The 23,852-nt window shown below is 61.7% G+C and carries 25 protein-coding genes; 14 read left to right on the top strand and 11 right to left on the bottom strand.

The window, feature by feature from the left end; all coding sequences use genetic code 11:
- The first annotated feature begins 11 nt into the window (after window positions 1-11).
- Window positions 12-752, top strand: coding sequence for an NUDIX hydrolase (locus ACSZOQ_RS06185; RefSeq protein ID WP_439925115.1), 741 nt, complete (start codon window positions 12-14; stop codon window positions 750-752).
- A 174-nt stretch (window positions 753-926) separates the two neighbouring features.
- Window positions 927-1,094: a 50S ribosomal protein L33 gene (rpmG, locus tag ACSZOQ_RS06180; RefSeq protein WP_007603295.1), complete on the top strand. Its 168-nt coding sequence runs from the start codon at window positions 927-929 to the stop codon at window positions 1,092-1,094.
- Window positions 1,095-1,195: 101 nt separating this feature from the next.
- On the opposite strand, the gene ACSZOQ_RS06175 is transcribed toward rpmG, so the two are convergent.
- Entirely contained in the window at window positions 1,196-2,569 is a 1,374-nt protein-coding gene (locus ACSZOQ_RS06175) for a PleD family two-component system response regulator (RefSeq protein WP_439925114.1), read from the bottom strand.
- Window positions 2,570-2,579: 10 nt separating this feature from the next.
- Window positions 2,580-2,945, bottom strand: a complete 366-nt coding sequence (locus ACSZOQ_RS06170; RefSeq protein ID WP_439925113.1) for a response regulator — start codon at window positions 2,943-2,945, stop codon at window positions 2,580-2,582.
- Between the two features lie 231 nt (window positions 2,946-3,176).
- On the opposite strand from ACSZOQ_RS06170, the gene ACSZOQ_RS06165 reads away from it, so the two are divergent.
- Window positions 3,177-3,476, top strand: a complete 300-nt coding sequence (locus ACSZOQ_RS06165; RefSeq protein WP_439925112.1) for a DUF3572 domain-containing protein — start codon at window positions 3,177-3,179, stop codon at window positions 3,474-3,476.
- Window positions 3,473-4,762 (top strand): DNA polymerase IV, encoded by a 1,290-nt coding sequence (locus tag ACSZOQ_RS06160; RefSeq protein ID WP_439925111.1) that lies wholly within the window; start codon window positions 3,473-3,475, stop codon window positions 4,760-4,762. Before ACSZOQ_RS06165 ends, ACSZOQ_RS06160 begins: the two co-directional genes overlap by 4 nt.
- Window positions 4,763-4,805: 43 nt before the next feature.
- On the opposite strand, the gene ACSZOQ_RS06155 is transcribed toward ACSZOQ_RS06160, so the two are convergent.
- Window positions 4,806-5,693 (bottom strand): cell envelope integrity EipB family protein, encoded by an 888-nt coding sequence (locus ACSZOQ_RS06155; protein ID WP_439925110.1) that lies wholly within the window; start codon window positions 5,691-5,693, stop codon window positions 4,806-4,808.
- Window positions 5,694-5,938: 245 nt separating this feature from the next.
- On the opposite strand from ACSZOQ_RS06155, the gene ACSZOQ_RS06150 reads away from it, so the two are divergent.
- The 3 genes from ACSZOQ_RS06150 (at window position 5,939) to ACSZOQ_RS06140 (ending at window position 8,537) form a co-directional block, all read left to right on the top strand.
- On the top strand, window positions 5,939-6,406 hold the full coding sequence (locus ACSZOQ_RS06150; protein ID WP_439925109.1) for a RidA family protein: 468 nt from the start codon (window positions 5,939-5,941) through the stop codon (window positions 6,404-6,406).
- 5 nt (window positions 6,407-6,411) lie between these two features.
- Entirely contained in the window at window positions 6,412-7,164 is a 753-nt protein-coding gene (locus ACSZOQ_RS06145; protein WP_439925108.1) for a glycerophosphodiester phosphodiesterase, read from the top strand.
- An 80-nt stretch (window positions 7,165-7,244) separates the two neighbouring features.
- Entirely contained in the window at window positions 7,245-8,537 is a 1,293-nt protein-coding gene (locus ACSZOQ_RS06140; RefSeq protein ID WP_439925107.1) for a GNAT family N-acetyltransferase, read from the top strand.
- 36 nt (window positions 8,538-8,573) lie between these two features.
- Here the strand turns inward: ACSZOQ_RS06140 and tsaA are convergent, their stop codons facing one another.
- The 5 genes from tsaA to ACSZOQ_RS06115 all read right to left on the bottom strand — a co-directional run bounded on the left by tsaA (window position 8,574) and on the right by ACSZOQ_RS06115 (window position 11,829).
- Entirely contained in the window at window positions 8,574-9,065 is a 492-nt protein-coding gene (tsaA, locus tag ACSZOQ_RS06135; protein ID WP_439925106.1) for a tRNA (N6-threonylcarbamoyladenosine(37)-N6)-methyltransferase TrmO, read from the bottom strand.
- 122 nt (window positions 9,066-9,187) lie between these two features.
- The gene (locus ACSZOQ_RS06130) at window positions 9,188-10,084 is read right to left on the bottom strand and encodes a lytic transglycosylase domain-containing protein (RefSeq protein ID WP_439925966.1); all 897 of its coding nucleotides are present in this window, start codon (window positions 10,082-10,084) and stop codon (window positions 9,188-9,190) included.
- Window positions 10,085-10,305: 221 nt separating this feature from the next.
- Window positions 10,306-10,782: a 30S ribosomal protein S9 gene (gene rpsI, locus ACSZOQ_RS06125; RefSeq protein ID WP_439925105.1), complete on the bottom strand. Its 477-nt coding sequence runs from the start codon at window positions 10,780-10,782 to the stop codon at window positions 10,306-10,308.
- 2 nt (window positions 10,783-10,784) lie between these two features.
- Complete coding sequence (gene rplM, locus ACSZOQ_RS06120; protein ID WP_439925104.1) at window positions 10,785-11,249, bottom strand: 50S ribosomal protein L13; 465 nt, start codon at window positions 11,247-11,249, stop codon at window positions 10,785-10,787.
- 151 nt (window positions 11,250-11,400) lie between these two features.
- Window positions 11,401-11,829, bottom strand: coding sequence for a PaaI family thioesterase (locus ACSZOQ_RS06115; RefSeq protein WP_439925103.1), 429 nt, complete (start codon window positions 11,827-11,829; stop codon window positions 11,401-11,403).
- A gap of 74 nt (window positions 11,830-11,903) precedes the next feature.
- On the opposite strand from ACSZOQ_RS06115, the gene ACSZOQ_RS06110 reads away from it, so the two are divergent.
- The 3 genes from ACSZOQ_RS06110 (at window position 11,904) to ACSZOQ_RS06100 (ending at window position 14,891) form a co-directional block, all read left to right on the top strand.
- Window positions 11,904-12,728 (top strand): enoyl-CoA hydratase, encoded by an 825-nt coding sequence (locus ACSZOQ_RS06110; protein WP_439925102.1) that lies wholly within the window; start codon window positions 11,904-11,906, stop codon window positions 12,726-12,728.
- Window positions 12,729-12,890: 162 nt separating this feature from the next.
- On the top strand, window positions 12,891-13,475 hold the full coding sequence (locus ACSZOQ_RS06105) for a CoA-binding protein (RefSeq protein WP_439925101.1): 585 nt from the start codon (window positions 12,891-12,893) through the stop codon (window positions 13,473-13,475).
- A 138-nt stretch (window positions 13,476-13,613) separates the two neighbouring features.
- Entirely contained in the window at window positions 13,614-14,891 is a 1,278-nt protein-coding gene (locus ACSZOQ_RS06100) for an O-acetylhomoserine aminocarboxypropyltransferase (RefSeq protein ID WP_439925100.1), read from the top strand.
- Window positions 14,892-15,091: 200 nt separating this feature from the next.
- On the opposite strand, the gene ACSZOQ_RS06095 is transcribed toward ACSZOQ_RS06100, so the two are convergent.
- Window positions 15,092-16,348 (bottom strand): MFS transporter, encoded by a 1,257-nt coding sequence (locus ACSZOQ_RS06095; RefSeq protein WP_439925099.1) that lies wholly within the window; start codon window positions 16,346-16,348, stop codon window positions 15,092-15,094.
- Window positions 16,349-16,657: 309 nt separating this feature from the next.
- Window positions 16,658-17,737: a COX15/CtaA family protein gene (locus tag ACSZOQ_RS06090; RefSeq protein WP_439925098.1), complete on the bottom strand. Its 1,080-nt coding sequence runs from the start codon at window positions 17,735-17,737 to the stop codon at window positions 16,658-16,660.
- 97 nt (window positions 17,738-17,834) lie between these two features.
- On the opposite strand from ACSZOQ_RS06090, the gene ACSZOQ_RS06085 reads away from it, so the two are divergent.
- Together ACSZOQ_RS06085 and ACSZOQ_RS06080 are read left to right on the top strand one after the other, a co-directional pair.
- Entirely contained in the window at window positions 17,835-18,041 is a 207-nt protein-coding gene (locus tag ACSZOQ_RS06085) for a DUF2842 domain-containing protein (protein WP_439925097.1), read from the top strand.
- Window positions 18,042-18,225: 184 nt separating this feature from the next.
- A complete protein-coding gene (locus ACSZOQ_RS06080; protein WP_439925096.1) occupies window positions 18,226-19,425 on the top strand; it encodes a GNAT family N-acetyltransferase in 1,200 nt (399 codons plus the stop codon).
- Window positions 19,426-19,508: 83 nt separating this feature from the next.
- Here ACSZOQ_RS06080 and ACSZOQ_RS06075 read toward each other — a convergent pair whose 3' ends face one another.
- Window positions 19,509-21,683, bottom strand: a complete 2,175-nt coding sequence (locus tag ACSZOQ_RS06075) for a GumC family protein (protein WP_439925095.1) — start codon at window positions 21,681-21,683, stop codon at window positions 19,509-19,511.
- Window positions 21,684-21,993: 310 nt separating this feature from the next.
- Between ACSZOQ_RS06075 and ACSZOQ_RS06070 the strand changes: the two genes are divergently transcribed.
- Together ACSZOQ_RS06070 and ACSZOQ_RS06065 are read left to right on the top strand one after the other, a co-directional pair.
- The gene (locus ACSZOQ_RS06070; RefSeq protein WP_439925094.1) at window positions 21,994-22,692 is read left to right on the top strand and encodes a polysaccharide biosynthesis/export family protein; all 699 of its coding nucleotides are present in this window, start codon (window positions 21,994-21,996) and stop codon (window positions 22,690-22,692) included.
- Window positions 22,693-22,696: 4 nt separating this feature from the next.
- The gene (locus tag ACSZOQ_RS06065) at window positions 22,697-23,830 is read left to right on the top strand and encodes a glycosyltransferase family 4 protein (RefSeq protein ID WP_439925093.1); all 1,134 of its coding nucleotides are present in this window, start codon (window positions 22,697-22,699) and stop codon (window positions 23,828-23,830) included.
- The last annotated feature ends 22 nt before the right edge of the window (window positions 23,831-23,852 follow it).

Genomic DNA, 23,852 nt, shown 5'->3' with positions numbered 1-23,852 from the left:
CCGGGAGCGACATGAACGAGACGGCGCAACAACCTGGGCAACAGGCCAGCCGCTATCCCTATCGCCGACCGAAGGATGCCGCGACGCTGATCCTGATCGACCGCAGCGCGGCCAGGCCAAGGGTGCTGCTCGGCAAACGCCATGACAAGGTGGTGTTCATGCCGGGCAAGTTCGTCTTTCCCGGCGGCAGCGTCGAAAAGACCGACAACAAGGTGCCCGTCGCTGCACCGATCCCGAAAGAACTCGAGATCAACCTGCTCAAGGGCAGCCCGAAGATCCAATCGTCCCGCGCCCGCTCGCTTGCGCTCGCCGCGATCCGCGAAGCCTGCGAGGAGACCGGACTTTGTCTCGGACGCAAAACCACGAATGCCGTCGCAAAACTCACCGGGGCCTGGCAACCGTTCAGCGATGCCGGACTACTCCCCGACCCCTCTAGCCTTCACCTGATCGCGCGCGCCATCACCCCACCCGGCTGCGTGCGGCGTTTCGACACCCGCTTCTTCAGCGCAGATGCATCCGCAATCGCCCATCGCGTCGATGGCGTGATCCATGCTGACGCCGAACTGGTCGAACTTGTCTGGGTCGAGATTGACGCAAAGCCTCTCGCTGATCTTCATTCCATGACCAGAAGCGTCCTCGGCGAACTTGAAAAACGTCTCGCCGCCGGTCCGCTGCGTCACGATGCCGACGTGCCGTTCTTCCATTTCTATGGCGGCAGGATGCACAGGGATATTTTGCCGGGCGTGGCTTGAGCGGCATTCCGCGATGCGCGGCCAGAAAACTGGCTCTTTGCAGAAAACGGGCCGATTTCAAGGCCTCAACCGCCTCGAAATCCTTGACTTTGGGCGTTTCGCGGCTAGTTTGCCGGCCAACGCGGGCCTGGTGCTTGGCCGGCTTTCCGATTCCCGACATCCGAGGGTTTGCACATGGCCAAAGCGGTCACCATCAAGGTCAAGCTGGTTTCGAGCGCCGACACCGGCTTCTACTACGTCGCCAAGAAGAATTCGCGCACCATGACCGACAAACTGGTCAAGAAAAAATACGATCCGGTGGCGCGCAAGCACGTCGAATTCCGCGAAGCCAAGATCAAGTGACGATCACGTAAGATCGCTTCATCGGCAATGAATTGGAACGGGGCTTTTGGCCCCGTTTTATTTTGCGCGTACCTGCGGCGGCGAGGATGCTGCTGGCTGGGTCATGCCGCCTCCGCCACGACGCGGTTTCGGCCGTCATGCTTGGCGCGGTAGAGCGCGATGTCAGCGCGCTTGAGAACGTCGGCGACCGGTTCTCCCTTCCGCTCCAGGATCGACAATCCGATCGAGATGGTCACGTCGATCCGCTTCGTACCCTTGTGGACCGCAAACGGTTCTCCCGCGATCGAGCGGCGCAGCCGCTCGGCCACCATGCCGGCGACGTGCAAATCAGTCTCCGGCATCACGATCACAAACTCCTCCCCGCCATACCGACAAGCGAGATCGATGCCGCGGATGGATTTGCGGATTCGCACCGCGAATTCGCGCAGAACGTCGTCGCCGGCATCGTGGCCGTAGCCGTCATTGATTGATTTGAAAAAGTCGATATCGAGCATCATCAGCGCCAGCGGCTTGCCGCGCAGCGAGGCCTGCTCGGCCAGCGTGACCAGATGGGTTTCCATGTAACGGCGGTTGTGCAGTCCGGTCAGCCCGTCGGTGACCGCCATCTCGATCGAGTTCTGCACGTTGTCGCGCAAGTGGTCGGTATAACGGCGGCGGCGGATCTGCGTGCGGGCGCGGGCAAGCAACTCGTTCTTGTCGACCGGCCGCAGCAGGTAATCGTTGACGCCGATCTCCAGACCACGCAGCATTCGCGCATTGCCGTTGGCATCGACTATGGCAAGGATCGGAACGTGCCGTGTGCGCTCCAACGAGCGAGCCTGGCTGCACAATCGCAAGCCATCGAAATTTTCAAGTCCGAGCGACACAATGAGAAGATCGTAATTCTTCTCGGCGGCATGAAACAGCGCCTCGGACGGATCGGTTTCGACATCGACGCTGTGTTCGACGCTCAGCACCGACGCCAGCCGCTCGTACGACGAGGCGCGGTCGTCGACCAGCAGGATGCGCCCGCCCTTCCCGGTGTCGGCAACCGCATCGCGCTCCGGCGCCTGCACGCCGATTTCGAGCGAGGTGACCGCGCGCAAGCGCAACTCGTCGGTCATCATTTTCAAACGCGTCAACGAGCGGACTCGCGCGATCAGCACCACGTCCGATACTGGCTTGGTCAGGAAGTCGTCGGCGCCGGCCTCGAGCCCGCGCACACGATCGGACGGACTATCCAGCGCCGTTACCATCACCACGGGGATGTAATGGGTTGCCGGGCTGGCCTTCAGCCGGCGGCAGACCTCAAAGCCATCCATGTCCGGCATCATCACGTCGAGCAGGACAATATCGCACTTGGCACGCGCGCAGATCTCCAGCGCCTGCGCACCGTTGGACGCGGTTACGACGTCGAAATACTCCGCCGACAGTCGTGCTTCCAGCAACCTGACGTTGGCAGGGATATCGTCGACGACCAGAACACGCGCGGACACCGCTGTCTCCTCAACCCACGAACCGTCGGACGGTCTCGATGAACTTGCCGACCGAGATCGGCTTGGACAGATAAGCCTCGCAACCGCCCTCGCGGATACGCTCTTCGTCGCCCTTCATCGCAAATGCCGTTACCGCGACCACCGGAATCGCGCGCAGCTCGGGATCGTCCTTGATCCAGCGCGTGACATCGAGACCGGACACCTGCGGCAATTGAATATCCATGAGGATGAGATCGGGCCGAAGCTTGCGAACGAGATCGAGCGCCTCGAAGCCGTTGCTGGTCCCGGACGTCTGGTAGCCGTGGGCCTCCAACAGGTCGCGGAAGAGCTTCATGTTGAGCTCGTTGTCTTCCACGATCAGGACCGTCTTGGCCACCTTGGCCTCCAGTCGATACGCTCTCCCGCTTTGGTGAGCGAAACATGCACAAGCATCACAAAACTTGTCCGCAAACTGGATTTAGATTTGCACTAGAATTCGCTCCAAAGCTGTTAAGGCGCAGTACGATCTTTTCGCGAGCGAATTAGCACTTGCTTGAACACGTTTCAGGGACTCGGGCATGGTGATCCAAAGTAGAAGCGATAGGTTACGGAAAGGCAAACGGCCACGATGACAAAGCGTGTGCATAACGCGACAGAAGTAGCTGAATTCGTGGCAATTCAGGCGCTTTCTTTTATCGCAAATGACGCCGAAAGGCTGGGCCGATTTCTGGCCGAAACTGGAATCGGTCCGGAGACCCTGCGCGCCTCTGCCTCCGATCCTCACTTTCTTGCCGGTGTGCTTGATTTTGTGTTGCGCGACGACGCAACCGTGAGCGCCTTTTCGGAGTCCTCGGGGCATCATCCTACCACCATCGCCGCCGCCAGGATGGCGCTCGGCGATTCCCTCCAGGAACGAGAGGATCCATGAACGAGGGGCCGTCAGATGGTCCCTTCTGCTTTTGCCGGGATTGTTTCGGCGATCTCGGCTTTCCGGCGGTCCGTTGCAGCGCATGCGGTTCTCCCCGGCTCGCGCGCCACCGCACGCTGCCGGCGCTAACCGTCGCCCATATCGATTGCGACGCATTCTATGCCACCGTCGAGAAACGCGACAATCCTTCGCTCGCGGACAAACCCGTCATCATCGGCGGCGGACGGCGTGGCGTGGTATCAGCAGCCTGCTATATCGCCCGGACGTATGGCGTGCACTCCGCCATGCCGATGTTCAAGGCGCTCGCGCTCTGCCCCTCCGCCGCCGTGGTTACGCCGGACATGGCAAAATATATCCGGGTCGGCCGCGAAGTGCGTCACGCCATGCAGGCGCTGACGCCGCTGGTGGAACCGCTGTCGATCGACGAGGCCTTCCTCGATCTTAGCGGCACCCAGCGCGTCCACGGCATGATTCCAGCCAAGGTGCTGGCAATGTTCGCAGCCGACGTCGAGCGCAACATCGGCATCACGGTCTCGGTCGGACTGTCCTGCAACAAGTTCCTCGCCAAGATCGCCTCGGACCTCGACAAGCCGCGCGGTTTCGCAGCGCTCGACCAGGACGAGGCGCGCACCATGCTTGCGGACAAGCCGGTCGGCTTCATTTTCGGCGTCGGCCCGGCCACTCAGGAGCGGTTGTCGCAGCGCGGCTTTCGGACCATCGGCGATATGCAACGCGCCGACGAAATCGAAATGATGAAGCAATTTCCGACCGAGGGCCGCCGATTGTGGCGGCTGGCGCGCGGCATCGACGACCGGCGAGTGATCGCGGACCGCGGCGCCAAGACGATCTCCAGCGAGACGACGTTCGAATCCGATATCCGAGACCTCGCCACGCTCGAGCGAATCCTCTGGCGGCTGTCAGAAAAAGTATCGTCGCGGTTGAAGACAAGCGAACTGGCTGGATCGACGATCACGCTGAAACTCAAGACCGCGGATTTCCGGCAACGGACCCGTTCGCAATCGGTCTCCATTCCGACCCAGCTCGCGTCGAAGATTTTCGCAACCTGCCGCGAAATGCTGGTGAAGGAAATTGACGGCACCGCCTTCCGCCTGATGGGAGCGGGCGTCAGCGCGCTGCGGCCCGGGTCGCAGGCTGACGACACCGATATGCTGGACCGCCGCTCTGCTCATGCGGAGCGAGCAATGGACGACCTGCGGAAGAAGTACGGCAGCGCGGCGGTCATCAGAGGCATCGCCTATGACGGCCCCGAGAAACCACGTCAATAAGCGCTGTCAGACCGTTGGCCTGATTTATCTTTTTCTGGCTGCATCACTTGCAGGATTTGGCCTTCTTGACGTCGCTGACGTCGAATTTGCCCAGTGTCCCGGAAATCACGAAGTCATTGTAGTCGAGCACCAGAGCCCGCGATACGCCATCCTCGAACAGTTCGAACGACATGGAGTAGGCCGGGGTCTGCTCACCGCTATTGGCTTTGGCGTCGCGATCATAGTAGCTGACGGTGACGGGCCATCGCGTCAGCGTCTTCATCTGACTGTTGGTGGTCGATGGATCGGGCGTCGATCCTGGCCTATCGCCGCGGATGGGTTTGCCGATGACCGAAAGCGTGTTGTAGACCTTCTCGCCGTTGTCGGAGCCGTCATAAACGGTCAGTTCGAGCACCGATTTGCCTTCTTTTGCGGCCGCAATGATGCGCTGGATCTGTTCGGTCGGAAACACTGCCTTGCCGTCGACAGTGAACGTCTTGGCGACCGGTTGTTTCAGCTTCACGGTGATCTTGTCGCCGGTCCGTTCGGCGATGCCGTCAACCTCGCTCTGATCGCTGTCGTTCATGCGGGTCACAACCTTGAACCGGAAGCTCCTGCCCTCCGCATCCTCCCAGTTCGTGGATTGCATGTCGCTCAGCGTGCTCTTTCCTTCCCCGCTATCCATCTCCGAGACTTGCCTGAAATCCGAAGTGTACCCCTCGCAGGCATTTCCGGAAAACTTGTAAAGGATTCGTCCGCGGGCACTGTCCAGCGACGTGCTCCCGCGCGACTTCAGGAGGTTCAAATCGTACAACGCCTGATGGGGGAGAAACGGAACAACGGCCGCGGCGTGCGCGGCGCTACTGAGCGGCGGCAGACAGATCGCTGCTAAAGCCAGCGTCAGAAACCCGGGCCAAAATCGCAAAGTTGAGCAATGGAAATGATCGCGCATATCGTCTCTCGATGTGACCGAATCCGAGCATAGTCAGCGCCCTATTGCGCCACAACTAGGGCGGTGCGGCGGCATACTGCGATTTGATGCTCGACTCGATGATTTGAACAGGCCCTAGCGGGACATTTCCGCAATATCGGCCCCGCTCCGCCATCACTTGCAAGTGATGTGATGATAGGCGAGATAGAGAGAGCCTGAGCGCAATTCTTCAAACTGAGCATCCATTCCATTTACCGGGGACTGATATGGCAGGAACGATCGAGCAGAAGTTGGTGGCGCTGGGCATCACCCTGCACGAACCAGCATCGCCGGTGGCGAATTACGTCGGCTTCGTCCGTACCGGCAACCTGCTGTTCTTATCCGGACAGCTCTGCTTCAACCCCGAAGGCAAGCTGATCGCCAAGGGAAAGCTGGGTGCAGACGTCACCATTGAACAGGGCAGCGCCGCAGCGCGCGGCTGCGCCCTCAATCTGCTGGCGCAGGTCAAAGCCGCGCTCGGCGACCTCGACAAGGTGGTCCGCGTCGTCAGGCTCGGCGGCTTCATCAACTCCACTCCCGATTTCGTCGATGGACCCAAGGTGATGAACGGTGCATCCGATCTAATGGTTGAGGCATTCGGCGACAGGGGCCGCCATGCGCGTAGCACGGTTGGCGTTGCCTCCCTTCCCGCGGACGCAGCGGTCGAAGTGGAAGGTCTGTTCGAAGTCGCCTAACCCCGATGCGCGCGCCCGACTGGCTGACGGCTCGCCCGGTCGCCCACCGCGGCCTGCATGATGACGCCCGCGGCATCGTTGAGAACATGCCGGGGGCGGCCCTTGCCGCCATCGCCGGAAACTTCGGCATCGAACTGGACGTCCAGGTCACCGCCGACGGCGAGGCCATGGTTCATCATGACGACGAACTCGGCCGGCTGACCGAGGGCTCGGGAGCGTTGCGAACCAAGACGGCTGCCGAACTCAGGCAGGTCGTCTTCAAGAAGACGTCCGAAAGAATGATGTCGCTTGCGGATCTCTGCGCGCTCGTCGCCGGCCGCGTGCCGCTGGTGATCGAGGTCAAAAGCCATTTCGACGGTGATCGCAGGCTGGTGCGGCGCATGGCCGACGTGCTGTCCTCCTATGAAGGACCTGTGGCCAGCATGTCATTCGATCCGGATCAGGTGGTGGCGCTGCGCGAACTGATCCCGGCGCGCCCACGCGGCATCGTGGCCGAGCGAACCTATACCGCAGTCGATTGGCCCGATGCGACGCCAGAACAGCGCACAACAATGACCTATCTGCTTCATGCCTTCCGCACCCGGCCGCATTTCTTTGCTTATTACGTGAACGAGCTTCCCGCCGTAGCCCCATGGATTGCGCGGAACATTTTCCAATGTCCGCTGCTGACATGGACGGTACGCACGCCCGAACAGCGCGCCCGCGCTGCCAAATATGCCGATCAGATGATCTTCGAGGGCTTCCGCCCGGACTTATGAGCTCGCGACACTTGACGCGACCGGAATGGTGTCCAATCTGTTGGCTGACGCCCCACCACCAGCGGAGGTCACCGCGTAGAATGGCTGATCAAAAGCCAGACCGGTTCAACTCCTTGATGACGTCACCCGAAATATCGCTCGCAGCCATCGACTCGGTCAGCCAGATTCCGGCTCTGGACTGGGACGCCTGCGCCAATCCTGCGATCGGACATCATGACGAATCGCCGACGTCCGGTGCGACGCCTGAATCTTCATCGGCACAAATTTCATTTCTTAACTCAAGAGAGAAATATAACCCTTTTATCTCACACGCTTTTTTTACAGCGCTTGAGGCATCAAATTCAGCTTGCCGGCGCACTGGATGGGGACCGCGCCACCTGATTGCTCGCCGCGATGGCGCGGTCGTCGGCGTCGTACCGTGCTACCTGAAGTCGCATTCACAGGGCGAGTATGTATTCGATCACGGCTGGGCCAACGCCTATGAAAGCGCGGGCGGGCGCTATTACCCCAAGCTCCTCGCCTCGGTTCCGTTTACACCGGCCACCGGCCCGCGGCTTCTGATCCGCGCAGGCAGCGACGAGATGCGCATCGCCACCGCACTGGCCGGCGGCCTTGTCAGCCTCTGTGATGCGACACAGAGCTCATCTGTCCACGTCACCTTTGCTCGCGAGCAGGAATGGACGTTTCTCGCTGGGAGCGGCTTCCTCCAGCGCACCGACCAGCAGTTTCACTGGCGGAACGAAGGCTACTCGAGCTTCGAGGACTTTCTCGCCACCCTCGCCTCCCGGCATCGCAAGGCGATCCGCCGCGAACGCCGCGATGCGCTGACCAACGGCATCACAATCCATGTTCTTACCGGCAGCGAACTCACGGAAGAAGCCTGGGACGCCTTCTTCCAATTCTACATGGAAACGGGATCGCGCAAGTGGGGCCGACCCTACCTGACCCGATCCTTCTACTCCCTGATCGGCGAAAGCATGAGCCAGGATATCGCGCTAATCATGGCCCGGCGCGATGGCCGCTGGATTGCCGGCGCCATCAACTTCATCGGTTCGGATACACTGTTCGGACGGCACTGGGGCGCGATCGAGCACCATCCCTTCCTGCATTTCGAGGTCTGCTATTACCAGGCGATCGATTTTGCGATCCGCCATCGTCTGAAAACCGTTGAGGCCGGCGCGCAGGGCGAGCACAAGATCGCGCGCGGCTATCTGCCGCAAACCACCTACTCGGCGCACTACATCGCCGACTCCGGGCTGCGCCGCGCGGTGGGTGACTATCTCAAGCGCGAACGACAATATGTCGCTGAAGCCGCCCGCGAATTGACCGACGCCGGGCCATTTCGAAAGGCCGGCGACAGCGACGTCTCCTGACATCTTGAGCGCAGCCATCCAGTGCCGGCTGAATCGTCAGCCGGTTTCGAAATCGCCGTCCTGCGGCGGGGCAATTGGCGTGAACTGGCAACGATTCGGCTTGATGTCGATCAGCGGCGTTTCATCGATACAATCCAGTCCGCGCACCAGCACCGTCGATCCCTCAATGCCGACCAGCTTGACCAGCGACGTCCCCAAGGGATTGGGACGTACAGGGGAACGCAGCGAAAAGGTGCCGTGCGACGCGCCGCTGCTCTTTGGTGTCTGCAGCACGATGTCGCGACGCGACAGGTGCAGCCAGTATATGACTTCAATGCTCGTGTACCGATCGAGTCCCTGCAATGCGGGTTTCCAGGGATCGAAAATCTCGAGCCGGCAAATCGGCCCGTCTTCGCGCCCCTGACGCGGTGTCTTGAGCCGAGACGTCCACGGCGTGCGAATTCGGCCGATGAACACCAGCCCGGCGTCGGTCGTCGGCGGCACCTCGACGACCAACTCTCCCTCTCGTACCTCGTATTCACGCACCATTGTCGACAGCTCCTGGAATCCTGATACCAACCGGACCGTTATTCATCGCAAAGCATAACCCATCTCCTCAAATGGCGCAGCCCGGTGTTTGTGGAGCGGTTCCACCACTCCGGATGCCGAGTTCAACCTCTCGCGCGCATATTTCGCAGAACGAGGCAGGCGCCGCCGGCGTGCCTGATCCGGTTACAGAGACCATCGGCTTCCGCGCGCGTATCGGCCCCGATCCTCACCTGATAGAACGTCCGGGTGCCCCGGCTGCGCAGTAGCGAGCCCAACAGACTTGGATCGCGGTCGCCGATCACGGCGGCAAGCCGCCGGATGGCCCGTGCGTACATGGCCATGGCTCGGTCGCGGCTGAAGCCGGCTGCGAGTTGCACGCCCCATGGCTTGTCGGCCCCGAGTTTCACGTGCTGTTCGAGCCCAGTGACAAAAGGATTGGGCGCGCGTTTCAATAGCGCCATCAATTCTCGGCAACTCGATGATACCGGTGCGCGATCCGGCGGCTTGCCGCTCCTGCCGGCAGCCGCCCAGTCCTCGATCAGCGATCCCGTGATCGCGACGACATAGTTGCGCGTCTCGGCCGGCATCGATCCCTTGCCGTCAAGCCAGTCCTGCACCCGGCGCGGCCCGGCATTATAGGCTGCGGCCGCAAGCCCCAGATTGCCGAATTGCTGGCGCAACTCATTCAAGTACTCAGCTGATTTCGGCAGGGCCTGTACCGGATCGAACGGGTCGAGCAGCCGCCGTTCACTCGCCGTTCCCGGCATGAACTGTGCGATGCCCTGCGCGTGCTGGCCACTGCGTGTCAACGGGCCAATGGCATCGGACTGAAATCGGCTCTCCTGCCAAATCACGCGCGCGAAGAATTCCAGCGGCAAGCTCTCCGCCCTCGCCGCCGACTCGACCATCAGGCAAATCGCTTCGCGCGTGTCTTGATCTGTCTTGACGGCGGGTCCGGGATCGGCCGCTGGTTCTGTGCCGATCTGCGCAAAGGCGGCATACGGCGTCACCAGCATCATGGCCAACGCGTATCGCATGAGAACAACAAGGCGCAATGCCATATCGGTTCTCTTTCACGACGACGGAGACGAAGCCAACTTCATCCCACGGGCGTGGCAGACCTCTTCAACGGCCTGCTAAAGCCCCCGGCTTTGCCGGGGGATAATACTTGTAGTTCCCGATTTTGACATTCGCGGCGAGCTTTCGCTGCCAAGCGGCAGCGAAAGTCAAATCCGCTCCATTAGCGCTTGGAGAACTGGAACGAACGACGAGCTTTCGCCTTGCCGTACTTCTTGCGCTCGACCACGCGGGAATCGCGGGTCAGGAAGCCGCCCTTCTTGAGAACGCCGCGCAATTCGGGTTCGAAGTTCGTCAACGCCTTGGACAAACCGTGACGAACGGCCCCAGCCTGACCGGAAAGGCCACCGCCAGCGACCGTGCAAACCACGTCGTACTGACCGGCGCGCGCGGCGGCAACGAGCGGCTGCTGGATCATCATTCGCAGCACCGGGCGCGCAAAATAAGTCTCGACCTCGCGAGCGTTGACCAGGATCTTGCCGGCGCCCGGCTTGATCCAGACCCGGGCAACCGCGTCCTTGCGCTTGCCGGTGGCGTAGGCGCGGCCGTACTTGTCGACCTTCTTGGCGTACTGCGGCGCTTCCGGAGTAGCCGACTTCAACGCGGACAACTGGTCGAGAGACTGCATGGTATCGGACATCGTTATGCGGCCCTCTTGTTCTTGCGATTCATTGCGCCGATATCGACGACTTCCGGCTGCTGGGCTTCATGCGGATGCTCTGCGCCGGCATAAACACGAAGATTGCCAAGCTGCACGCGTCCCAGCGGTCCACGCGGGATCATACGTTCAATGGCCTTCTCGATGACGCGCTCCGGGAAACGACCCTCCAGGATCGACTTCGCAGTGCGCTCCTTGATGCCGCCGATATAGCCGGTGTGATTGTAATAGACCTTGTTGTCACGCTTGCGGCCGGTGAGAACCACCTTGGCTGCATTGATGATAATGACATTGTCGCCGCAATCGACATGCGGTGTGTAGATCGGCAGATGCTTGCCGCGCAGCCGCATCGCAACGAGGGTGGCGAGCCGTCCGACCACCAGACCGCTGGCGTCGATCAGCACCCACTTCTTCGTCACTTCGGCTGGCTTTGCCGAGAACGTTTTCATGTGAGAAATCCGTAAAAAGAGACTTCGGCGCCCTGCGCCGATCGCTTCGGGTTCTAGAGAAGCGACCATGTCTAGTCAACGTCAACGACATGATATTTTTATTGCAGAATCAATAGCTTATAAAAATGGTTCTATATTACCTGTAAAATCTTCAAGCATTCGGAATGGAATAGGTAGACGTCACGTGAGCAATGGGATCCGGCGACGTGCCGGACAGCAGCGTCACTTCCCCGACCGCGAGCCGCTTGCCGAGCTTGAGAAGCCGCGCCGCGGCGAGCACATCCTGACCCGGGCGTCCCCTGCGCAAAAAATTGATGTTGAGATTGGCGGTCACCGCGAGGCCGACCGGGCCGATCCGCGAAAGCAGCACCACATACATGGCGAAATCGGCCAGCGCCATCAACGTTGGCCCGGAGACGGTCCCACCCGGGCGCAGCATCTGCTCACTGTAGCGCTGGCGCAGCAGGGAAGTCTCACCGTCTGCGCTTTCAATGGCGATATCGCCATCTCTAAAAGCCTGGGGGAACTCAGCGTGAAGAAAAGCCTCAAGCTCAGCGACGTTCATTTTCGCGGTCGTCATGTCGTCCTGCCCCTGCTCCCGCCTGATGCCGCCTGTTACATTAGGATGATCGTCCTGCCCAAGCGGATAATTCGATGACCAGACCTGCCCGCGCCGAGATCCCGGAACCGCCGCCGATGCTGTTACGGCAAACCCAGGGCAGCATCGCGGCGCTGACCCTCAACCGTCCGGAGGCGCGAAACAGCCTGTCGGAGCAGCTGATCGGTGAGCTGCACGCGGCAATTGACGCGGCCGGCAAGGACCCGGCAGTCCGCGCGGTCGTGATCGCCGCCAGCGGACCAGCATTTTCCTCCGGCCACGACCTCAAGGAGCTGACCGCGCACCGCGCCGACCCCGATCGGGGCCGCGCCTACTTCGCGCACATAATGACGATCTGCAGCGCGATGATGCAGGCCATCGTGCATCTGCCGAAGCCCGTCGTCGCCTGTGTGCAGGGCATCGCCACGGCAGCCGGCTGCCAGCTCGTTGCGACCTGCGATCTCGCCGTTGCCTCGGAAAAGGCCTTCTTCGCGACGCCCGGTGTCGACATCGGCCTGTTCTGCTCGACGCCGATGGTGGCGCTGACGCGTAACATCACGCGCAAGCAGGCGATGGAAATGCTTCTGACCGGAGAGCCCGTCAGCGCTATGGCCGCGCAGCGGATGGGGCTGATCAACCGCGTGGTCACTGATGGGACCGAGCGCGACGCCGCACTCGCCCTTGCGCAAAAGATCGCGCGCAAATCGGCCCTCACTGTCAAACTCGGCAAGACCGCTTTCTACCGGCAAGCCGAAATGAACCTCGCCGACGCCTATCGTTACGCTGTGGAAGTCATGACCGAGAACATGATGGCCTGCGACGCCGAGGAAGGCATCGACGCCTTCATCGAAAAACGTGACCCGAAGTGGAAAGATCGATAGGACTCAATTTTCTTCGTCATTCCGGGGCGCGAGCCCTTCGCGCGAACCCGGAATCCATAAACGTTGCCGGGCACATAGATTCCGGGTCTGCGCGATAAAGACCGCGCGTCCCGAAATGACAACAGTGGCTCGAACGGCCGCGATAATGATCTGGACTTGAAAATGAACCACGACGCCTACGACGACAGCTACATCCGCGGAATTCTCGACAGCGTAAAGACGATCGCGATGGTCGGCGCGTCGCCCATCAACGTGAGGCCAAGCTACTTCGCTTTCAAGTATCTCGCCGAACGCGGATACGACATGATCCCTGTCAATCCCGGCCACCTCGGCAAGAGCCTGGTGGGCAAACCCTTTGTCGCATCGCTCAAGGACATCGGCCATCCCCTCGACATGGTCGACATCTTCCGCAGCTCCAGCCACATCATGCCCATCGTCGATGAAGCCCTGACGCTGTCGCCGCTGCCGAAGGTGATCTGGATGCAGCTCGGCGCGCGCGACGACGCGGCTGCAGCGAAAGCCGAGGCTGCCGGCATCAAGGTCGTGATGAACCGCTGTCCGAAGATCGAGTACGGCCGTCTGTCGTCGGAGATCTCGTGGATGGGCGTCAACTCGCGCACGCTTAGCTCGAAACGTGCGCCGATGCCCGTGCATGGCCAGCGCCTGTCGCTCAACCGCGTGAGCGTCAGCGGCGGCAGCACGCTGGCCGCCGACCGGGCCGCCAAAGACAGAAGCGACCCGTCGTGAGCGCATAAAATTCCATTCAGCTTCGCCGCGCCGCAAGGCCGCATGCCGAAACAGGCAAAGTTTCCGGCAGCGCCTTGACGGCGGAGCGCGATCCCATCAGCATCATCACAATTTTCGACCGAGCACACAGGACATGAGATGACCGATCGCATCCCCGGCTTTGCAACGCTTGCCGTCCACGCCGGCGCGCAGCCCGATCCGACCACAGGCGCACGCACAACGCCGATCTATCAAACCACATCATTTGTGTTCAACGATGCCGACCACGCGGCGTCGCTGTTCGGGTTGCAGTCGTTCGGCAATATTTACACCCGCATTGGCAATCCGACCAACGCCGTGCTGGAAGAGCGCGTTGCCGCGCTCGAAGGCGGCACCGCAGCGCTCGCGGTGGCTTCAGGACACGCCGCGCAGGTTATCGTGCTCCAGCAGCTCATGAAACCGGGCGATGAAGTCATCGCCGCGCGCAAACTGTATGGCGGAACGATTAATCAGTTCACCCATGCGTTCAAAAGCTTCGGCTGGAACGTGGCGTGGGCCGATCCGGACGACGTCGAAACCTTCGAGCAGGCGGTGACGCCGCGAACACGGGCAATCTTCATCGAGTCCATCGCCAACCCCAGAGGATCGATCACCGATATCGATGCCATCGCCGCGATCGCGCGCAAGGCCGGCGTCCCCTTGATCGTCGATAACACGATGGCGAGTCCTTACCTGATCCGGCCGATCGAGCACGGCGCCGATGTCGTACTTCATTCGCTCACGAAATTCCTCGGCGGCCATGGCAACTCACTCGGCGGCATCATCGTCGACGCCGGCACGTTCGACTGGTCGAAGGATAACAAGTATCCGATGCTGAGCGAGCCGCGCCCGGAATATCACGGCATCCGGATGCAGGAGACGTTCGGCAATTTCGCGTTCGCGATTTCCTGCCGCGTGCTGGGCCTGCGCGATCTCGGCCCCGCGCTATCGCCGTTCAACGCTTTCATGATTCTGACCGGCATCGAAACGCTGCCGCTGCGGATGCAGAAGCATTGCGAGAATACCCAGGCGATCGCCGAATGGCTGGCCGCCCATCCCGCGGTCGCGGCCGTCAACTATGCCGGATTGCCCGGCGACAAGTACAACGCGCTCGCGCGCAAATATTCGCCCAAGGGCGCGGGCGCGGTGTTCACGTTCAGCCTGAAGGGCGGCTACGACGCCGGCGTCAATCTGGTGTCGAAGCTCAAATTGTTCTCGCACCTCGCCAACATCGGCGATACCCGCTCGCTGGTGATCCATCCCGCATCGACCACGCACAGCCAGCTCGACGATGCCGCCAAGACCCGAGCCGGGGCCGGACCCGACATCGTCCGCCTGTCGATCGGCATTGAGGACAAGGAAGACCTGATGGCCGACCTCGATCAGGCGATGACGTAGAGCGCGGTTCATGCTTGAACGGATTTGCGCTGCCGCTTCACCTCTCCCGCTTGCGGGGGGAGATCGAACGCGAAGGGTTTGGGTGCATCTTCACTGAAATTCCCCCTCCCCAACCCTCCCCCGCAAGCGGGAGAGGGAGCTCGGAGTGCTCCGATGATGAGCTTCCGCCAAAAGTTCACGTAGCTGCCGCTCTGTCGAAGCTAACGCGACGGCTCCGCCGCAGGCGATCGAGTTTGTTCGCCCATGACAGGCGCCTGCCGGACCTCGGTCAGATAATTGAGGGTCAGCGACACCCAGATGATGCCGTAGAGCAGCATGAAGCAGCTCGAATTGATACCGAGCCAGTCCAGAATCGCACCGAAGGTGATCGGCAGCAGAAAGCCGCCAAGGCCGCCCGCCATGCCGACGATGCCGGATACCGCTCCCATGCTGTCGGGGAAGTCGTCACCGATATATTTGAACGTCGAAGCCATGCCGCAGGCAAAGGCGATGCCGAGCGCGAAGAGAAGCATCGTGAAGAACCACGACGGCAGAGCGATGCTGAAACTCAGCGGATCGCGGATCGTGTGCACGATCAGGTCAGTCTTGGGATAGGACAGCAGAAACAGGCAAACCCAGGCGGCCCACAGCACCCACCAGGTGACATTGTGGGCCCCGAAGCGGTCCGACAACCAGCCGCCGAAGGCACGAAAGGCGCCGCCGGGAAGCGAGAAGCAGGCGGCCAACAATGAAGCTTGCGCGATGGTGAAGCCGTACTCCGTCTTGAAGTATTGCGGCATCCAGATGGACAGCGCGGTGAAGCCGCCGAACACGATCGAGTAGTATTGGCAATATTTCCAGACGCGCGGATTGCGCAGCACGGATAGTTGTTGCCACATCGATGCTACTGGACCGCCGACGCCGGGATCGGGCTTGGACAACATCCAAAACAAAAATGCCGTGACGAGCAGCGCGACGGCATAGACCTTGGGCACCATCTGCCAGCCATAGGCCTCGATCAGCCACGGGGCGACGAACATGTTGAGTGCCGCGCCGACCGTACCCGCGCCGAAGAAACCCATTGCAAAGCCCCGCTGCTCCTTGGGAAAGAAGCGCGCGACATAGGGGGTGCCGACCGAAAACGAGGCGCCGACGAGGCCGAGCGCCAACCCGAGCAGTAGAAACTGCCAAAGCGCGGTCGCGTAGGAAGACACCCACAGCGGGATCGCGCAGCCGATCAGCAGCGACAGCATGATGATCCGTCCGCCGAAGCGGTCGGTCCAGATGCCCAGCGGCAAACGAAATATCGCACCGGTGAGGACGGGCGTCGCCGTGAGGAGACCGAACTCGGTCGAACCAAGCCCGAGCTGCGCGCGGATCGGAATGCCGATCACGCCGAACATCATCCAGACAGCGAAACAGACGGTGAAGGCCCAGGTGCTAATGAGCAGGACCGACAGATTGCCAGATCTCGCCATTCGGTACCCCGATTATAGCTCGCCATCGACCGGAATGGGATTGGCGATCCTGGGTTATCGATCCTGACTTTATGACCCCGACATCATGATGCACGTTCGCAAATCTGTATAGCGCCAGAAATTCGTATTTTTGTCCGATTGAGGTTCCGGCGTGACGATTTTAGTCAAATCGCACCCCTTTCGACATGATCCGAAGTCATGCGGCGGCACCCCGCAGTTCGTGGCAACGGGGCGACCGCGCTCAAATCACAAAAACGAAGGGTTCCCGCGCAGTGAAGGCGAGACTGGAACGTCCAACGCGGCTCTGGCCTATCCGGCCGCCACGCGCAGTCGTTGTCGTTCCAGCGCCGTACTACCCATCAGCCGTTCTGCCTGAACAATTGCAAGCGTCAGGACGACGATCGCAACCGCCTGATGCACCAGCCCGAGCAGGATAGGAACCTCGTTCAGGAGGGTCAGGATTCCGAGCGTCGCCTGTAGCGTCATTGCGGCGGCAAGCCAGAGTGCCCCGCGAACGACGGCAGGGCCCGCCCGCGACACGATCGCATCGATTGCATGCAAGATCGCAATCGCAAACAGCGTATAAGCCATCATGCGATGCTCGAACTGAACCGTGAGCGTGTTGTCGAACAGATTACGCCACCACGGTTGTTCGAAAAACAGCCGCGCCGAGGACGGAATGAATGACCCGTCGATGTCGGGCCAGGTGTTGAAGACCTTGCCGGCGCGCAGCCCCGCAACCAGCGCTCCGAAATAGAGCTGCACGAACACGAGCACTACCAGAACGCCGCTGGTCACTCGCAATCGCATTGGCGACAGCAACGACGGACGATCCGACAATCGCCGCAGGGTCCAGACGATCGCCGCGAAAATTAGCAGCGCCAGCACGAGGTGCGTCGCGAGACGATACTGCGAAACCTCGATGCGCTTGGTGAGGCCGGACGCGACCATCCACCAGCCGACCGCGCCCTGAAGTCCGCCGAGACCGAAGATGAGCCACAGCCGCCGCTTCAGGTCTGAGGGCAGCATGCCCCGCCACATGAACCAGAGGAACGGCAGCAGGAATGCCACGCCGATAAAGCGGCCCAGCAACCGATGGCTCCACTCCCACCAGAAGATGGTCTTGAACTGGTCGAGCGTCATGCCCGCGTTCATTTCGCTGTACTGCGGTATCTTCTTGTAGCCCTCGAAGGCCTGGGACCACTCCTCTTGGGTGAGCGGAGGCATCGTGCCTGTCACCGGCTTCCATTCGACGATCGAAAGACCGGATTCGGTCAGCCGGGTCGCTCCCCCGACCAGCACCATGGCTGCAATGAGCAGCGCCACCGCCACCAGCCACCAGCGCACGGCGCGCAGCTGGAACCCCTTTTTTTCTATCGGACGGGTCATCAAAATCCGCAGGTTGAATGCATTTTTCGTGCCCTTTATAGTCCACCGCAGCCTCGGCGCAAGCCTCGTCCCCAGCCGCGAGTTACCTTTTTAAGCCATGCGGATCCGCACCCGAAAGTTCCTCGGTACGATCGCCCTGCTCGTGCTGGTCGTGGTCTGGTCGCTGCTGGGCATGACGATTGCGCAGACGCCATGGCTCGCGGCGTCGGGGCTCTACCAGGCGATCTTCTACGTTGTCGCCGGGCTCGGCTGGGTATTGCCGGCCATGCCGATTGTCAGCTGGATGGCGAAACCCGACCTGTAGTCTATCGCTGCAAGACCCGCCGGACGCGGGCGGCGGTTCCGGCCGCGTCAACCAGCTTGCAGATGACCGCCCCCGCCGCGACCCGACCCCTCTCGCTTACCTATTGCCATTACCCTTTGTTGACATTTCCTATGCAAAGGTCCGCCAAAGCGAAAAAGTAAACAAAAGATAACAGGCTTTAGCGATGACCATGGCCGCTGTGATCGAAAGCCCGACGGCGACGGCGAAGGCACAGACGCGGTCAGGCGCGCAGCGTATCGCGCACGTCGATGTCTTTCACGATCTGCACGAGGCCGAGCCGATCTGGCGCAGCCTCGAGACCTCGCAGTTCTCGACGCCCTATCAGCGGTTCGACTTCCTGTCTGCCTGGCAGCGGCACGTCGGAACCAGGAACGATCTTCAGCCCTGTATTATCGTCGCCTGCGACGCCGAGCGGCGACCGCTGTTGCTGTTGCCGCTTGCAGTCGGCGCGGAGAACGGGGTCCGCGTCGCACGCTTTATGGGCGGCAAGCACACGACCTTCAACATGGCGCTCTGGAGGCAGGATTTCGCGGCCACCGCCACGCAGGCCGATCTCGACGCGCTGCTTCGAGGGATCCGCGAACTTCCCGCGAAGATCGACGTTCTGGCGTTCATTCGACAGCCACGACACTGGCGCGAGCTGCAAAATCCGATGGCGCTGCTGCCGAGCCAGACCTCGGCCAACGGCTGCCCGCTGATGACGATGGCGCCGGGGGCGCCGCCGTCCGAGCGCATCAGCAACTCGTTTCGCCGCCGGCTCAAGGGCAAGGAACGCAAGCTGCAGGCGCTGCCCGGCTATCGCCACTGCGTGGCGACGACGGAGACCGAAATCAAGCGCATGCTCGATGCGTTCTTCACGATCAAGCCGCTGCGGATGGCCGCGCAGAAGCTTCCGAACGTGTTCGCCGATCCCGGCGTCGAGGAATTCCTGCGCACGGCCTGTCTGACGCCGCTGCCTGACGGCGGTCACGCCATCGAAATCCACGCCCTCGAATGCGATGCCGAGGTGATCGCGATCTTCGCCGGCGTTGCCGACGGGCACCGGTTCTCGATGATGTTCAACACCTACACGATGTCGGAAAGCGCCCACTACAGTCCGGGCCTGATCCTGATGCGGGATATCGTCGATTACTATGCCGAGCGCGGCTACACCTCGCTCGATCTCGGGATCGGATCGGACGACTACAAGCGCCTGTTCTGCAAGGACAACGAGCCGATCTTTGACAGTTACCTGCCGCTCACCGCGCGTGGCAGGATGGCCGCCATCGGCATGTCCTCGATGGCCCACGCCAAGCGCCTCGTGAAGCAGACGCCGGCGCTGAAGCGGATGGCGCAGGCGCTGCGCGCCGCGCTGCTTCGCTGACGACGCAACATCTAATTTTGATTTGACGCGTTTTCTTCACGCGAACCGATATCCACTTCGCCCGAAAACGCGATGATGAACGATCAGGCCGCCTCGCGCGGACCGGTTTGGATATCCGGCGGCGGCTGTGCCGGATCAAGCATCGTCACCGACGCGAAGCCTATGGCCGAGAGCTGACCGCTCAACCGTGCACGCGCATCGACGCTCATCGACAGGTCGGGAACGACAATCGCGCGCGCCTGATCGGTCAGGAGCTTCGCCGGCAGGTCGGTGGCGGTGCCGGCGACGAGCAGGACGTGATCGTAGACGCGTAACAATGCATCGAGGGCGATCGTCAGGCGCGGCGATTGCAGCAACGCGCGATCGGCATCGGAACGTCCGGAAGCGACCAAATGAACCGCCGACAGCCGGTCGCGGGTAATCACCTGTCCGAACGACGTCTCGCCCAGCATCAAATCGGCCAGTCCCGGCGCCACCGGATCGACTGAGGCGGCGGTCAGGGTCAGCGATGAGGGCGACAGATCGACCAGGACAACCTTGGCGCTCTCCGCCAGAATCCGCGCGAGCGCGAACGCTCTCAGCATGATGTTTTCGTTCTGGCCGATGCCCATGATCGTGATCTTGTGCGCCGCCTCGCCCGCGTTTCGCAAATCGTCCGCGACGCGGTCGATTCCGATCAGGTCCGCATCCGGCGCGGAACGGATGTCGCGAGGCTCCGACGCGGGAGGGATTTCGCGCGGTTCAGGGATGGCGGCAGCTTGCGGCGGAACAGACTCGAACGCAGCCGGCGCTCGCGGCGCGGTGATGCGCAGCAGTTCGCCGGTCGCGACAGTGCCGGCCATCAGCATCAGGGTCGCCAGAGTCGCGATCAGGACGATGGGCAGCTTCTTCGGGTAGGCGGGCGTGTTCGAGACGATGGCGCGCGAGATGACGCGGCCATCAGACGGTGTTGCGTCGATGTTTTCGCGCGTGGTGGCTTCACGATATTTTGCCAAATAGGATTCCAGCAGGTCGCGCTGCGCCCTCGCCTCGCGCTCCAGCGCCCGCAGCTTGACATCGTCGCCATTGGACGACGTCGCCTGCTTCTTCAACTGATCGAGGCTGTTGTTGAGGCTATCGACCCGGCCGCTGGCGATGTGAGCGTCATTTTCCAGCGACCGCGAGACCTTGCCGGCTTCCTCGCGCAACTGGCGGTCGAGATCCGCGAGCTGGGCCTTCAATTCCTTGATCCGCGGGTGTTGACCGAGCAACGTCGACGACTGCTCCGCCAGTTGCGCACGCAGCGTCACACGCTGCTCGGACAGGCGGCGGATCAATTCTGAATTGAGAACCTCCGAGGCTTCGATCGGTTTGCCGCTCTGAAGCATCCCGCGGATCAGCCGCGCCTTCGATTCCGCATCGGACTTGAGCGCACGCGCATTGTTCAGTTGAGTGTTGATTTCACCCAGTTGCTGGTTCGACAGCGAAGTGTTGTTGGTGCCGATGAAGAGGCTGGACTTCGACCTGAAATCCTCGACCCGCGATTCGGCATCCGCGACCTTCTTGCGCAAGCTGTCGATTTCCCCGGATAACCACTGACCGGCGGCCTTCGCCTGCCCCTGACGCGCGCCCAGTTGCAGGACGAGATAGCCGTCGGCGATCGAATTCGCGATACGAGCCGCGAGTTCCGGATCGCGCGACTGGAATTCAATGGCGATGACGCGGGATTTATCGACGGCATAGGCGGTCAGCCGGCTGTAGTAGGCATCCAGCACGCGCTCCTCCGGCGTCATCCGGAGCGGGTCGCGGCCGATTCCGAACAGCGCCAGCAGCGACTTGATCGGCGACACGCCGCGCAACACCGGATCGAATTCCGGATTCTCCGCGAGCTTGTTCTTCTCGATCACCTCGCGGGCAAGATCGCGCGACAGCACCAGTTGCACCTGGCTGGCGATGGCTTCGGGATCGAGCGCGTTACGCTCGTCGTTGCGCTCGCCGTTCGGACGCAGGAAAACGTTTTCACGGCCGTCGATCAGGATGCGGGCTTCGGACTTGTATCTGGGCGTAATCAGATTGACGACGACAAGCGAAAGCACAAAGGCGAGAAGCGTCGGAATGATGATCGTGCGCTTCCTGCGCAGCAACGCCTGCCAGATGACGCGCAGATCGAGGTCGCCCGGTTGCGGCGACACGGCGCTCGGCGACGCAGCCATTGGCGCGGATACCGTGTTCGAAACCGGCGTCTTGTCCTTGCCGGCACGCCATAACGCAAACCGCATCGCATACTCCCGCTGGAAGCTTACGCCTCCGACTTTTGATTGAGCATGATCTTATCCGAAAACCGGTTTCCACTTTTCGGGATCATACTCTGGTGGAGTGAATTTGACATTCGCGATCCCTGAAACGGAGATGCGAATGTAGAATCGGACCACCAGGCCGAGTGCGATGAGTATTACAGTCCATTATGGTTGCTGTCGGGTTAACTCCGCTCGCCGCCGCCGGCGCCGATCGGTGCGTCGCTACGCTCCGATTACGCTTTATTAACCACAAAAGCCCTTAAATGGATTTGATATTTCATGGAAATGCCTGATGCGAAGCCCGCGCGCCATCACCCTGTGCCTGCTGACCGCGCTGGCGCTGTCGGGGTGCATGCAGCAGCCGGCGGCGATGGTGCGCCCGCATAACGAGCTCGACGCGCTGGCCTATGGCGGACGGCTGACCGTTGCACCAGTGCCGGCCTCGCGCCGCGACATGCGGGTTCGAGCGGCGCGCGCCGCCGCGGCCGCGCCCATTGTCTACGCCGCGGCCCCGCCGCCCGTCATCCACGATCCCGCCTACCGCCTCGATGCCGGCGACCGGCTGCGCATCGTCGTCTACGGCCAGGAGGGTCTCACCAACACCTATCTGGTCGATGCCGGCGGCAACATCACCATGCCCCTGATCGGCGCCGTCACTGCGCGCGGCCGCACCCCAACCGAACTGTCGGCTGCGATCGCCGCGCGCCTGCGCAACGGCTACATCCGCGAGCCCTATGTCGCCGCCGAGGTCGAGGCCTATCGGCCGTTCTTCATTCTCGGCGAGGTGGCGGCTCCGGGGCAGTATCCGTTCGTGCCCAACATGACGGTCGAGAGCGCGGTAGCCATCGCCGGCGGCTTCTCGCCCCGCGCCAAGCGCGACCGCGTCACCGTCACCCACACCGATGCCCGCGGCACCGTTCGCCTCGTCGTGCCCACCGCCACCTTGCTCAGCCCCGGCGATACCGTCCTCGTCGACGAGCGATGGTTTTGAGGTAATGCCGCCCTTGCCTGATCAACCGCTGCGCATCCTGCACGCTGTCCGCGCGCCGGTTGGCGGAATTATCCGGCACATCCTCGATGTCGCAAACGGACAGGCCGCTCGCGGCCACCTCGTTGGCATCGTCGCCGACAGCCTCACCGGCGGCGAGCGCGCGGATGCAGCTTTCGCGGAGATCGCGCCGCGACTGAAACTGGGTGTTCACCGCATCCCGATCCGCCGGGAACCTCACCCCACCGACCTGTTTGCGTGGATGCGGTTCGCCGCGCTGATACGGAAATCGAAGCCCGATATTCTTCACGGACACGGGGCCAAAGCCGGCGCCTTCGTGCGGCTCAAGGGGTCATCGAAAGACACGATCCGGGTCTACACGCCGCATGGCGGGTCCCTGCACTATCCGCTGACGACGATGAAAGGCGCGTTTTACAGCCGTCTCGAACGCGCGCTGATGAACCGCACCGACCTGTTCCTGTTCGAGAGCGCATTCGCGCGGAATACCTATCAACGGATCGTCGGCACGCCGGCTGGCTATGTGAAATGCGTTTTCAATGGTGTAACTGCCGATGAATTCGATCCCGTCACGCTGGCCGATGACGCGACCGATCTGGTCTATGTCGGCGAGTTCAGACACATCAAGGGCGCCGACCTCCTGATCGATGCGGTTGCGCGATTGCGGGCCGACGGCAGGCCCGTCACCCTCACCCTCGCGGGCGACGGCGAGGAAACAACTGCGCTGAAAACCCAGATCGAGCGGCTCGATCTCGGCGATGCGGTCCGCTTTATCGGACACGTCAAGGCTCGTTACGGATTCTCGAAGGGCCGCCTGTTGGTCGTGCCATCGCGCGGCGACTCGATGCCTTATGTCGTGATCGAAGCGGCCGCGGCTGGCATTCCCATGATCGCTGCGAACGTCGGGGGCATCCCGGAGATATTCGATTCCCACACCGACGCACTGTTTGCTCCCGGCATCGTTGGCGCCATGGCGGACGCTATCGAAACAGCACTGGACGACCCCGCGGCTGCGGCGACACGAGCAAAATCGCTGCGCGAGCGCATCTTCCTGCATTTCTCGCAGAAGGCGATGGTCGAAGGCGTCATGGCGGGCTACCGCGAGGCGTTTGCGAAACGTTAACCGTTTCTGAAATGCCTCACGT

It is taken from the genome of Nitrobacter sp. JJSN (genome assembly GCF_051912485.1).
In the GTDB taxonomy this organism is placed as follows: Bacteria; Pseudomonadota; Alphaproteobacteria; order Rhizobiales; family Xanthobacteraceae; genus Nitrobacter.
The sequence above is the reverse complement of the archived record's forward strand: the minus strand, read 5'-3'. Positions and strand labels throughout refer to the sequence as shown.